Origin of the sequence: Streptomyces axinellae (assembly GCF_039532135.1) — a bacterium.
GTDB classification, from domain to species: domain Bacteria; phylum Actinomycetota; class Actinomycetes; order Streptomycetales; family Streptomycetaceae; genus Streptomyces; species Streptomyces axinellae.
Genome location: NZ_BAAARJ010000008.1, coordinates 130,751 through 142,925, shown reverse-complemented (window position 1 = coordinate 142,925; position 12,175 = coordinate 130,751). Strand labels below are relative to the sequence as shown.

Sequence of the window (12,175 nt, the reverse complement as noted above, 5' to 3'; positions counted from 1 at the left end):
CGACCCCTCCCTGCTCGGAGAGCTCGGGGGAGTGTGTGCCAGACACCGCGACGCCGCGCGCATGTGTCAGACACCCCCCTGGGGCGGCAGTGAGGGTACCGCTGCCTCCCGCGGTGGTCCGGGACCGGGCCGCGGAGCGGGAGCGGACCGGTGCGGACCCGGCCACCGCGTCCGGCGGGGCGGGCGAGCGGAGTCCGGCGGGGCGCCCTGCGGGGCGTCCGGCCGGGCGGGGCGCGGGCGGCACGCTGCGGGAGCCGTACTTCGACAACGCGAAGTACCTGGCGATCGTGCTGGTGGCCGCAGCCCACTCCTGGGAGCCGTTCTGGGACGACAGCCGGGCCGCCACCGCGCTGTACCTGTTCGTGTACGCCTTCCACATGCCGGCGTTCATCATGATCTCCGGCTACTTCTCGCGCGGCTTCACGCTGACGCCGCGCAGGGTCCAGCGGCTGGTGGCCGGGGTGGCGGTGCCGTATGTGGTCTTCCAGACCGCCTATGTGCTCTTCCGGCGCTGGGCGGATGACCCGGACTTCGAACTGAACTACTTCGAGCCCTGGTTCCTGACGTGGTTCCTGCTGGCGCTGTGCATCTGGCGGCTGCTCACGCCGGTGTGGGAGCGCCTGCGGTGGCCGGTGACGGTGTCGATGGTGATCGCCGTCATCGTCTCGGTGTCGCCGATGGTGGGCGATGATCTGGAGTTGCAGCGGGTGCTGCGGTTCATGCCGTTCTTCGTGCTGGGGCTGAAGCTGCGCCCGGAGCACTTCGCGCTGGTGCGGCGGCGCTCAGCCCGGCTGTGGGCACTGCCGGTGCTGCTGGGCGCCCTGGTGTTCGCGTACTGGCTGGCGCCGCGGATGAACCACCAGTGGCTCTACCTCCGCGACCCGGCGCAGGACCTCGACGCCTCGGCGTCCACGGGCGTGATGATGTCGCTGGCGATGGCGGCCTGCGCCCTGGTGCTGAGCGCCTGTTTCCTGGCCTGGGTACCGGGGCGGCGCCTGTGGTGTACGGCGCTGGGTACCGGCACGCTCTACGGTTTCCTCCTCCACGGGTTCCTGGTCAAGGGCAGCCGCTGGTGGGGCTGGTACGACCCGGAGTGGGTCCGCACCCCGCTGGGCATGGTGGCCGTCACGGCGATCGCGGTGGCCGTGGTCACCCTCTTGTGCACCCCGGCGGTCCGCGCCGCCTTGCACTTCGTGGTCGAGCCCCGCATGGACTGGCTCTTCCGCGACCGGGACCGCGATCGGACGCGGAGCCGGGGCCGGGAAGGGGCCGCCCGGGAAAAGGCCGGCCCGGACGGCGGCCCGGACCGGAATCCGCGCCTTCGGGCCGGGGTTCAGGGCAGCGGCAAGAAGCGGTAGAAGACGGCGGTGACCAGGTCGCGCGCGTACTGCGCCTCCATGAGCCCGGGGCGGAAGAGGATGCGGTACATCATCGGCGCCACGACATGGTCCACCAGGACGTCGAGGGCCGGGGCGATCTCCTTCCGCCGCTCGGCCCGGCCGAGAATGATCTCGATCTGTTCCACGGCGTAGGCCGAGCAGCGCCCGGCGTTGCTGCCGTCCGGATCGCCAGCGAGGGCGTCGCGGATGTAGGAGCGGCCGGCCGGGGAGGACATCTCCTCCAGGAAGTCGACGGCCCAGTGTTCGATGTCCTCCCGCACGCTGCCGAGGTCGGCGGGGTCCGACTCGGGCCGCAGCCGCTCCACGGCGACGTCACCCAGCAATTCCTGGAGGTCTCCCCAGCGGCGGTAGATCGTCGAGGGGGTGACGCCCGCGCGGGCGGCGACAAGGGGGACGGTGAGGGCGTCGCGGCCTGCTTCGGCCTCGAGTTCGCGCACCGCCGCGTGCACGGACTCCTGGACACGCGCGCTGCGCCCTCCGGGACGGACTGCCGGTCTGGGGCTCATAGCCTCACCTTAATGCAAAATTATTGCCGGAAGAACAGATCCCGCTGTCGGGCTGCACCCTCGCCGGCCCCACCGCCCGCGCGCCCTCCCCACCGCCCCCTCATACGGTCGGGCCGCTCACCCCTCGGCCGGGGCGAGCGCGGACATTCCTCCCCGTACTGCCGCCTCTCCCCGGGTCGCCTCGTAGGCCCCGCCGACGTCCAGGAGCGTGGCCTCGCCGAGCGGTCTGCCGATCAGCTGCATGCCGACAGGCAGCCCGGCGCCGTCGAGGCCGACGGGAAGGGTGAGCGCGGGGACGCCGGTCACGTTCGCGGGGGCGGAGAGCCGGACATAGGTGTCGCTCACGCTCTCCTCGGAGCCGTCCGGCCAGCTCACGCTCGGCTGGTCGCTGCGCGCCGCGGTCGAGGTGACCGTGGGTGCGGCGATGACGTCCACCTCGTCGAACAGGCCGCTCCACGCCTCCCGCATGAGTGTCCTGGCGCGCTGCGCGCGCAGGTAGTCGCCCGCCGGGATGAGCGCACCGGCTTCGAGCAGGACGCGGACGTCGGGGGCGTACCGCTCGGGGGAGGTGCGCAGGGTGTCCTCGTGGTAGGCGGTGGCCTCGGGCACCATGAGGCCCCAGTGGGCGGCCTGGATGTACTCGGTCATCGGGATGTCGATGCCGACCAATTCGGCACCCAGCTCGCGCAGGCGCTCGATGGCGTCGCGGACCGCCTTCTCCACCTCGGGCGCGATCCGCTCGAAGTAGTAGTTGCGCGGGACGCCGACCCGGACCCCGGCCAGCCCCTGCCCCGCGCGGCGCGCGCCGAGTGCCGGGGGGCCGCTCAGCGAGGCGGGGTCGCGGGGGTCGTACCCGGCGATGGCGCCGAGGACGAGCCCGGCGTCCTCGACGGTGCGGGTGAGGGGGCCGACGTGGTCCAGGGACCAGGACAGGGAGGTCACCCCGTGCCGGGGGACCAGGCCGTAGGTCGGCTTGAGGCCCACCACGCCGTTGAGCGCCGCGGGGACCCGGATGGAGCCGCCGGTGTCGGTGCCCAGCGCGAAGGTGGCCTCGCCGGCGGCGACGGCGACCGCCGAGCCACCGCTGGAGCCGCCGGCGACGCGGTCGGGGGCCCACGCGTTGCGGGTCTGCGGTGTCGTCAGCCCGAAGGCGAACTCGTGGGTGTGGGTCTTGCCCAGCAAGATCGCGCCCGCGTCCTGGAGCCGGGTGGCGACGGCGCTGGCCTCGACGGCCATGTGGCCCTCGCGCACCTGGGAGCCGGCGGTGGTCGGCAGGCCCGCGACATCGATGAGGTCCTTGAGTCCCATCGGGATGCCGTGCAGCGGGCCCCGGTGGCCGCCCGCCGCGATGTCGCGCTCGGCCCCGGCGGCGGCGCGGCGCGCGGCGTCCGCGGTCACCGCGACGTAGGCCCCCAGGCGCGGTTCCACCTCGTCGATGCGGCCGAGGACGGAGTCGGTCAGCTCCACCGGGGAGAGTTCTCCGCCGTGGATCGCCCTGGCGGCCTCGGCGAGCGTCAGCTCATACGGCTGCATGGCCGGCCTCCTTCGTCCCGGTGCCGGTCTCGTTCCCGGTGTGCGCGGTCGCGGCCGTGGCGGGGACGGCGTGGTAGGCGGCGGCCGGGACGGTCTCGCCCAGGTCCAGGTTCCGCAGGGCCGCGAGGACGCCGTGGATGTGGTTGGCCGTGGCGGCGACCGCCTCGTGGCGTCCGGCGTCGAGGGGTACGCCGGCGCGCAGCGCCCAGCGGGCGCTCTCGGCCGGGGAGAGGTCCGGGGTCGTCATGGTGCACTTCCTTAAAGCGGAATGTTTGCGTTAACGGCACCGTACGGCCTACGGTGCCGTTAACGCAAAAGAATCGCTTTAGAAGGGATCCCGGGCATGACCCAGACCTGGACCGTGGGCGACCTGCTCGTCCACCGCATCGACGAAGTCGCGCTCCCTCCGCAGACCGGCCCCTGGCTACTGCCCGAAGCCACCCCCGACCTGGTGGACCGCCTGCCCTGGCTCCAGCCGCACTTCGCCGAGCCCGACGGCGTACTCCGCCTCGCCAGCCACAGCTTCGCCTTCACCGTGAACGGGCGGCGCATCCTCGTGGACACCGGCATCGGCAACGGCAAGAGCCGCGCCAACCCCGCCTGGCACGACCTCGACACCGACTATCTCCAGCGGCTCACCGAGGCCGGCTTCCCGCCCGAGTCCGTCGATCTGGTCGTCCTGACCCATCTGCACACCGACCACGTCGGCTGGAACACCCGCGCCGAGGACTCCGGCGACGGGGAAACCGCCTGGGTGCCCACCTTCCCCAACGCCCGCTATCTGACCTCGCGTGCCGAGTGGGACCACTGGGCGTCCGCGGACCTGGAAGAGCCCCGGCAGCAGATGTTCCGCGACTCGGTCCACCCGGTGCGCGACGCGGGCCTGCTGGATGTGGTCGATGTGCCGGAGGACGGTACCGAAGTGGCACCCGGCGTACGCCTGTTGCCGACGCCGGGACACACCCCGGGCCAGATCGCCGTCGAACTCGGCAGCGCGGGCCGGTCGGCCGTCATCACCGGGGACTGCGTCCACCACCCCGTACAGCTGCCGCACCCCGGCATCACCAGCTGCGTGGACATCGACCCGGCGCTCGCCGAGCGCAGCCGGCGGGAGCTGCTCGCCCGGGTCGCCGGTACCGAGGTCCTGCTCCTGGGCAGCCACTTCCCACCGCCGACCGCCGGGCTGGTCGTCCCCGAGGGCAGCGGCTACCGCTTCGAGCCCGTCGCGGGCACCGTGCCCGCCGGGAGCCCCGCCGGCGAGTGAGCGGGGAGGCACCCGCCACCCGCCACCCCCGCCGGGTCAGGTGCCCTCGGTTCCGCGCAGCTCCTCCACGGCAGCGCGCGCCGCCGCGCCGATGACGGCGTCCGCACGCGGCAGTTTGCTGTCCGCGCGCGCCGCCTGCGTGAAGACCACGGCGGTATAGCCACTGCCGTCGGCCAGCTCGACCACCCCGGCCTCGTGACGCATCGACCCGAACGTGCCGGTCTTCCCGAAGACGGTCACATCGTCGTAGGGGAACCCGGAGGCGAGCCGGTGCGACCACGCCTGTCTGCCCAGGGTCTCGCGCATGAACACGCAGCTCCGCTCGGAGGCCGCCGCACCGGTCCAGATCGCCCGCAGCAGCCGGGACATGTCGGCGGGCGTGGTGGACGCCTTGGACCAGGGCTGGTAGACGACGGCGGGGACCGTGGCGTCGTTGTCCGCCATGCGCCGCATCGCGGCGCTCAGCGACTCGGCCCCGGTCTCCGTCACCAACTGCTCGAACGTGGTGGCAGCCCCGCCCAGTACGCGGGTGTCCGGCATGCCCAGGTCCTGGCACACCGCATCGACCGCCGCGGTGCCGACCCGGCGCAGCACGGCATCGGCGGCGGTGTTGTCGGAGATGGTCATCATGAGGACGACCAGGTCGCGCAGCGAGAGGGTGACCGGGTCCCGCAGGACGGAGATGCCGGTCGGCCCCGGCATCCGGTCGGCCGGGCCGAGCGTGACCCGCTCGACCGGGTCGATCTCCCCGGCGTCCGCCAGCCGGCAGAAGGTGACCATCAGCGGCACCTTGTAGATGGAGCCCACGGGCACGGCCTCGTCGGGATCGACCGTCACACACGCCTCCGGGCGGGACAGTTCGGCCACGTGCAGCCAGCCGCGGACCCCGGCGTCGGCGAACATGCCGCGGATCGCCCGCTGGGCGCCGCTCTCCCGTCCGGCCCCGCTCACTCGGCCACCTGCGCGGCCAGGGCGTCCACCAACAGCTGTGCCGTCCGCTGCGTCTCCTCGTCGTTCTGCCGCCGGCCGTCCCACACCACCCGCAGCCGCAGGGGCAGCGGCGGGTCGGTGGCCGGGGCGCGCTCGATGCCCTCGGCGGTCAGCGTGGTGTCGGCGGTCACCAGCGCCGCCTGGCCCGCCGCCACCAGGGCGAGCCCCGCGCGTTCGTCGGAGACGACGACGGTCTCCACCCGGCGCCCCCGGCTGGCCAGCGTGTCCACGAACAGGTCGTGCGCTGCGGGCGCCTCTTCGCGCGGGCGTACGGCGACGGGCAGGCCGCTGCCGCTCCCCCTGGGCCCGGGCCCGGCCTGGGAGTCCGCGGGGGTGAGAAGCCAGGTGGGGAACAGCTCCACCGGGCCGGCGGCCAGTCCGGGCAGTACGGCGGGGTGCCGGATGACGGCGAGATCGAGCCGCCCGGCCGCGGTCTCCGACAGCAGCGTGGCGGTCGGCGCCGTGGTGACGGAGAGCCGGGTGCGCTCCCCGGCGCGGGCCGGGGCCGCCGCGACGGCCGCCGCGACCCAGGCGGGCACTTCGGGCGCGAGCCCGAGCCGCAGCCGTCGGCCGTCGGCCCGCTCGCGGGCCCCGGTCTCCCGCAGTTCGGTGAGCGCGGCCAGTGCGCGGCGCGCGTGCGGCAGCAGCAACAGGCCCTCGTCGGTGAGGGTGACGCCCCGGGAACGGTCGAAGAGGCGGACGCCCAGCAGGGTTTCCAGCCGGCGCAACCCCTGGGACAGTGGTGGCTGTGTGATGCCCACGCGCTGCGCGGCGGCGCCGAAGTGCTCCTCCTCCGCGAGCGCGACAAAGATTTCCAGGTGCCTTTCGGTGAGCAAAACGCTCCCCTGACGTGCGTGAATATGCAGTTCGAATCGCTCCGACGTCGAGAGTGTATTCGACATGCGGGTGTATCGCCGCTTTGACTGTGATCGGCTCCCGGCACATCGAAGGAGGACGCCTTGTCGCTCATGGACGACCAAATACGGTCCGTACTCGCCCGCTCCGGACGCGGCCGGCGGTGGATATGGGGCGTCCTCGTCCTCGTTCTGCTCGTCGCGGGCGGCGGCTACGCCGCCTTCCGGTTTCTCGGCGGTGGCACGGACCCGGAGGTGAGCGCGGCGAAGGAGCGTCTTGAGCCGTTCCTGGGGGCCTGGGAGACGGGCAAGGCGCGGCGGGCCGCTTCGTACACCGACAGCCCGGGTGACGCCGAGTCACTTCTCGACTCGGTGATGACGAACCTCGACCCCGCCAAGACAGAGATCACCGCTGGGGACGGCGAGCGCAAGGGCGATGAGGTGCGGGTGCCCTTCACGGTGAACATGCGCATTCCCGGCGTCGGCACCTATGACTGGGACTCGGAGGCCCGGCTGCGCGAGCGCGCGGGCAAGTGGACCGTGATGTTCTCCTCCCCGATGGTCCACCCGAAGCTGCGGCCGGGCCAGACCCTGGCCCTCTCCGGCAAGGGCGCCCGGGGGAAGATCCTCGACAGCAAGGGCCACGAACTCCAGGCCGCCTCGGTGACCGGCTCGGTGGACCCGTCGAGCGGCAAGGGCACCTCGGGCCTCCAGGCCCGCTACGACGACCGCCTCTCCGGCGGCAAGGGCGCCCGCAAGTCCGTGGTGGTCGCGGACCGCAACAGCGGGAAGGCCGTGAAGAAGCTGACGGCCGCGAAGCGCGCCAAGGGCAAGCCGGTGCGTACGACCATCGACCCCCGAGTCCAGAAGGCCGCCGCCGACGCGCTGTCGGGGGTCAAGAAGAACGCGGCGCTCGTCGCCGTCGATCCGCGCACCGGGCACATCCTCGCCGCCGCCAACCAGCCCGGCGGTATGAACCGGGCGCTGGAGGGCCGCTACCCGCCCGGCTCCACCTTCAAGGTCGTCACCTCGGCGGCGCTCCTGGAGAAGGGCATGCGCCCCGCCGACCCGGGCGCCTGCCCGAAGTTCGTGAACGTCGAAGGACGCCGCCTGGAGAACCAGGGCCAGTTCAGCCTGCCCCAGGGCACGAAGTTCGAGGACGACTTCGCGCAGTCCTGCAACACCTTCTTCATCGGGTCCAGGAAGAAGCTGTCGGACTCCACGCTGCGGACGACCGCGCAGGCGTTCGGCATCGGCGGCAAGTGGGACGTGGGCGCCAGCACCTTCGACGGCAGCGTCCCGGACAACACCAGCGACGGCGACAAGGCCGTCTCCGTCATCGGCCAGGGCCGGGTGGAGGCGTCCCCGCTGGTGATGGCGTCCGTGGCGGGCACCGTCAAGAACGGCTCGTTCCAGCAGCCCGTCCTGGTGCCGGACCAGGTGCGCAAGAAGTACAGCGCCCCCAAGAAGCTGGAGCCGCAGACCGTGGCCGACCTGCGCACCATGATGCGCTCGGTGGTGACCAAGGGTTCCGGGAAGGCGTTGAAGAACCTGCCGGGCGGACCGCACGCCAAGACGGGCACCGCCGAGTTCGGCACGGACAAGCCCCCGCGCACCCACGCCTGGATGATCGGCTATCAGGAAGACTCCCAGCTCGCCTGGTCGGTGCTCCTGGAGGACGGCGGCTCCGGCGGCTCGGACGCGGGGCCGGTGGCGGCGAAGTTCCTGAAGAACCTCGGCAAGTAGGCACACGCAAGCGCCGCACCCCGCCGGGCCCCTCCCCTCCCGCCTGCCGCACCCCGCCACACCGTGGGGAGAGCTATGCCGTGGGAGGGTCCGGTCCCCGGCGCGGCTTGGCGCGCCGGGGACCGGAAGCGGCCGGAGAACGCGGCACACCTGCGCCAAACGTGACAACAGCAACCAGTGCGATCAGCGTGACAAGAGAGACCAGAGATGAGGCCGACCGTGCGTCTGACCCAAGCTCCTCCCTCCCGCCGGACCCTCATGACCCTCGGCGCCGGTGCGACAATGGCCGCCCTGCTGCCGGCGGGGGGCGCCGCCTACGCCTCGACCTCCACGGCGAAAGCCCCGGCGGCGGAGGGGATCTCCGGGCGGCTGCGGGCACTTGAGAAGCAGTACGCCGCCCGGCTGGGCGTCTTCGCCCTGGACACCGGCACGGGCGCGACCGTCGCGTACCGCGCCGGGGAGCGCTTCCCGATGTGCTCGGTGTTCAAGGCGCTCGCCGCGGCGGCCGTCCTGCGGGACGTCGATCGCGACGGGGAATTCCTCACCAAGCGCATCCACTACACCGAGAAGTTCGTCAAGGACGCCGGCTACATCCCGGTCACCGGCAAGCCGGAGAACATCGCAGGCGGCATGACCGGCGCCGAGCTGTGCGCCGCCGCCGTCAGCGAGAGCGACAACGGCGCGGGCAACCTCCTGCTGCGCGAGCTGGACGGGCCGACGGGGATCACCCGCTTCTGCCGCTCGCTGGGCGACACGACCACGCGGCTCGACCGCTGGGAGCCGGCCTTGAACTCGGCCGAGCCCGACCGCGTCACGGACACCACCAGCCCCGGCGCCATCGGCAGGACGTTCGGACGCCTCATCGTCGGGAGCGCGCTGCGGGCCGGGGACCGCAAGCGGCTGACGGGCTGGCTGGTGGCGAACACCACCAACGGCGAGCGCTTCCGCGCGGGGCTGCCCGACGACTGGGTCCTGGCGGACAAGACCGGCGGCGGCGAGCAGTACGGTGTCGCCAACGACGTGGGTGTCGTCCAGCCTCCCGGGCGCGCCCCGCTGGTGCTGTCGGTCCTCTCGACGAAGTTCGACCCGAAGGGCCCGACGGACAACCCGCTGGTGGCCAAGGCAGCCGCGCTGGTGGCCGGCGAACTGACCTGACACCGCGTCACTGCCGCGCGGTGCCCTCCGCGCCCTCCCGCTCCCCGGACAACGGCCGCGCCCCGGACTGCTCCCGCTGTCCGGGGCGCGCTCGTTCCCCTGCGGGGCGCTCGCGTGCGGGGTGTTCCCGTACGGGTAGCCGCGGTGCGGCGGCGCGGCGGGTGAGGCGGCCCTGGAGCGCGGCGAGCACGGCCCCCGCCAGCAGCACCAGCGCCCCCGCCGCCTGCACGGCCCCGAAGGTCTCGCCCAGGAACAGGGTGCCGCACACGGTGTTGACCACGGGAACGGTGAACATCATCAAGGAGGCCGAAGCCGGGCCCACTGCCCCCACTCCCCGGAAGTACAGAAGGTTGGCGACGGCCGCGGCACCCAGGGCCAGGTAGGCCGCGTTCAGCCACAGGCCCGGCGGCAGCTCGCCCCACTCCACGCGCGGGAGGTCGGGCGCCGCCAGTGCGGCCAGCAGTACCGCTCCCGCGCAGGTGGCATACGTGGTGGCCCGAAGCGGGTCGATGCCGGACAGTACCCGCCGCCCGGCGAGCGTATAGGCGGCCCAGCACACCGCGCTGAGCAGGAAGAGGGCATCCCCGGCCAGCCGCGACACGTCGCCGTGTGTGCTGCCGCCCGCCCCGGCGAAGAAGAGCGCGGCCCCGGCCAGCCCCAGCCCGAGCCCGGCCACGCGTATCCCCGAGGCCCGCTCCCTCCCGGTGACCAGCAGCAGGAGGCTGGTGAGGACGGGGCTCATGACGGGAATGAGGATGCCGGCATCCAGGGAGGGCGCGAGCGAGAGACCCCAGAAGAAGAAGCCGTTGTACGCGAAGACCCCCAAGACCCCGGCCAGGGCGGCGCGGCCGGCCACCCGGGGCGAGGTCTTCGGGCGGCCGCCGCCCCGCCCGGTGCGGGCCCCGCCCGTAGCGCCGATGCCGCCGCCGAAGAGCGCGAGGGCGACGAGCAGCGCGAGGGCCGCGCCTCCGAACCGCAGCAGGGCGGCCACCGAGTGCGGAACCTGCTCCACCACGGACTTGGAACTGGAGAAGGCACTCCCCCACAGCACCATGGTGACGGACAGCGAAAAGTAGGGGCTGTGTACGCCCTTCTGCCTTGGCATGGCCCGACTCTGACGGTTCGTATCCCGCCCGTCTTGAACGGTGGAGCGCCGGCCACACCCCGGCGGAGAGGGGCCCGGACCGTCGCTCGGCCGCCCGGCGGGCGTTGCGAGGGGTATTCGGCCGACGCGTGGGCCGGTGCGGGGGTTTCGGCCGGGCCGTGTGAGACGTTCGGGGTGCCAGAGCGTGGTGGCGCCGCACGCGGTCGCACCGTCCGGTACGTGAGAGGGGCCTGTATGAGCAGCGCCGAAGCCCGGCGACGGGTGCTGGGCGATCTCATCGCGGCGAGCCATGTGGTGCTGCTGGAGCAGGTGCCCTCGGTGGTCGCCGAGCACGCGGCGCGGGCCGGCTGGTCGCAGGTCCTCATCTATCTGGCCGATCTCCAGGAGGACGCGCTGTTCCTGCTGACCGGACAGGGACCGGACGCGGGGCGGCTGGCGCAGGAGGGCCCGGAGGAGCTGGCCGTCGAAGGGACGGTGGCCGGCCGGGCCTTCCAGCTGGGGCAGGTCCTCGCCGCCTCCTCCGGGCCGACGGCCGAGTGGTGGGTGCCGCTGGTCGACGGAACCGAGCGCATGGGCGTGCTCCGCATGACGGAGGAGGCGGGCGGGGGCGGCGAGGGGCGGGAGGGCGGGGAGGAGTCACTGCGGAACCTGGCGGGTCTGGTGGCGCTGCTCCTCGTCAGCAAGCGCGCGGCGAGCGACTCCTACTCCCGGCTGGTGCGGCGCCGCCGTATGAACGTGGCCGCCGAGATGGAGTGGCGTTTGACGCCGCCGCGCACGATGGCCACCGACCGGGTGCTGATCAGCGCGCTGATGGAGCCCGCCTACGAGGTCAGCGGGGACGCGTTCGACTACGCGATGGCCGCCGACACGGTGCATCTGGACCTCTTCGACGCGATGGGGCACGACACGGCCGCCGGGCTGACCGCGAACCTGGCCGTGGCCGCCTGCCGCAACCACCGGCGCCAGGGCGGCCCCCTCGAAGAGGCGCCGCGGGCCGTGGAAAAGGCGTTGGTGGAGCAGTTCGGCGGAGAGCGCTACGCCACCGGATTCCTGGGCGAGCTGAATTCGAACACCGGGGAGCTGCGCTGGGTGAACCGCGGGCACCCGACGCCGGTCGTCATCCGGGGCGGGCGCACCGTAGTCCCCCTGTCCGGCGAGGCCACCCCGCCGATGGGGACCGATCTGGGCTTGGCGGACACGGTGTGTGTGGAACAACTGGAGCCCGAGGACCGGTTGTTGGTGTACACCGACGGGTTCACCGAGGCCCGCAATCCGGACGGCGAGGAGTTCGGGCTGACACACTTCACCGACTTTCTCACCCGGCATCACAGCGACTCGCTGCCGGCGCCCGAGACCCTGCGCCGTCTGGTGCGGCACCATCTGCGCTACCACCGGGGCCAGTTGCGCGACGATGCCAGCGTGATGCTGATCGAGTGGCACGGGCCGACCCCGTACCCCCTGGCCGATGTGGAGTCCTTCACGGGGCTGCCGGCGCGCTCGGCCACCCCGGAGGTGCTGCCCTCGACGTGGGGCACCTCCCTCGAGACGGCGGAGCGACCGCCGGTGTGAGCCGGCTGTGGGAACGCCCCGCCGCCCTGCCCGTGAGGCCGGGGCCCCCGGGT

Annotated in this window: 11 protein-coding genes; 5 read left to right on the top strand and 6 right to left on the bottom strand. The window is 73.0% G+C overall.

What is annotated here, in order from left to right; translation table 11 throughout:
• The first annotated feature begins 89 nt into the window (after positions 1–89).
• Complete coding sequence (locus tag ABD339_RS14160) at positions 90–1,358, top strand: acyltransferase family protein (protein ID WP_425575979.1); 1,269 nt, start codon at positions 90–92, stop codon at positions 1,356–1,358.
• On the opposite strand, the gene ABD339_RS14155 is transcribed toward ABD339_RS14160, so the two are convergent.
• The 3 genes from ABD339_RS14155 to ABD339_RS14145 all read right to left on the bottom strand — a co-directional run bounded on the left by ABD339_RS14155 (position 1,334) and on the right by ABD339_RS14145 (position 3,686).
• A complete protein-coding gene (locus tag ABD339_RS14155) occupies positions 1,334–1,906 on the bottom strand; it encodes a TetR/AcrR family transcriptional regulator (RefSeq protein ID WP_344565889.1) in 573 nt (190 codons plus the stop codon). The two genes, ABD339_RS14160 and ABD339_RS14155, sit on opposite strands and share 25 nt — an antisense overlap.
• 117 nt (positions 1,907–2,023) lie before the next feature.
• The gene (locus ABD339_RS14150; protein ID WP_344565887.1) at positions 2,024–3,439 is read right to left on the bottom strand and encodes an amidase; all 1,416 of its coding nucleotides are present in this window, start codon (positions 3,437–3,439) and stop codon (positions 2,024–2,026) included.
• Complete coding sequence (locus ABD339_RS14145; RefSeq protein ID WP_344565885.1) at positions 3,426–3,686, bottom strand: hypothetical protein; 261 nt, start codon at positions 3,684–3,686, stop codon at positions 3,426–3,428. Before ABD339_RS14145 ends, ABD339_RS14150 begins: the two co-directional genes overlap by 14 nt.
• Positions 3,687–3,782: 96 nt before the next feature.
• Between ABD339_RS14145 and ABD339_RS14140 the strand changes: the two genes are divergently transcribed.
• Positions 3,783–4,703, top strand: a complete 921-nt coding sequence (locus ABD339_RS14140) for an MBL fold metallo-hydrolase (protein WP_344565882.1) — start codon at positions 3,783–3,785, stop codon at positions 4,701–4,703.
• A 36-nt stretch (positions 4,704–4,739) separates the two neighbouring features.
• On the opposite strand, the gene ABD339_RS14135 is transcribed toward ABD339_RS14140, so the two are convergent.
• A complete protein-coding gene (locus ABD339_RS14135) occupies positions 4,740–5,654 on the bottom strand; it encodes a serine hydrolase (RefSeq protein ID WP_344565880.1) in 915 nt (304 codons plus the stop codon).
• Positions 5,651–6,529: a LysR family transcriptional regulator gene (locus ABD339_RS14130; RefSeq protein ID WP_344565878.1), complete on the bottom strand. Its 879-nt coding sequence runs from the start codon at positions 6,527–6,529 to the stop codon at positions 5,651–5,653. Before ABD339_RS14130 ends, ABD339_RS14135 begins: the two co-directional genes overlap by 4 nt.
• Before the next feature lie 132 nt (positions 6,530–6,661).
• Between ABD339_RS14130 and ABD339_RS14125 the strand changes: the two genes are divergently transcribed.
• Positions 6,662–8,293, top strand: coding sequence for a penicillin-binding transpeptidase domain-containing protein (locus ABD339_RS14125; RefSeq protein WP_344566129.1), 1,632 nt, complete (start codon positions 6,662–6,664; stop codon positions 8,291–8,293).
• A 207-nt stretch (positions 8,294–8,500) separates the two neighbouring features.
• Positions 8,501–9,448, top strand: coding sequence for a class A beta-lactamase (gene bla, locus ABD339_RS14120; RefSeq protein WP_344565876.1), 948 nt, complete (start codon positions 8,501–8,503; stop codon positions 9,446–9,448).
• Between the two features lie 7 nt (positions 9,449–9,455).
• On the opposite strand, the gene ABD339_RS14115 is transcribed toward bla, so the two are convergent.
• Positions 9,456–10,553, bottom strand: a complete 1,098-nt coding sequence (locus ABD339_RS14115) for a DMT family transporter (RefSeq protein ID WP_344565874.1) — start codon at positions 10,551–10,553, stop codon at positions 9,456–9,458.
• 234 nt (positions 10,554–10,787) lie between these two features.
• Between ABD339_RS14115 and ABD339_RS14110 the strand changes: the two genes are divergently transcribed.
• Entirely contained in the window at positions 10,788–12,122 is a 1,335-nt protein-coding gene (locus tag ABD339_RS14110; RefSeq protein ID WP_344565872.1) for a PP2C family protein-serine/threonine phosphatase, read from the top strand.
• Positions 12,123–12,175 lie beyond the last annotated feature (53 nt).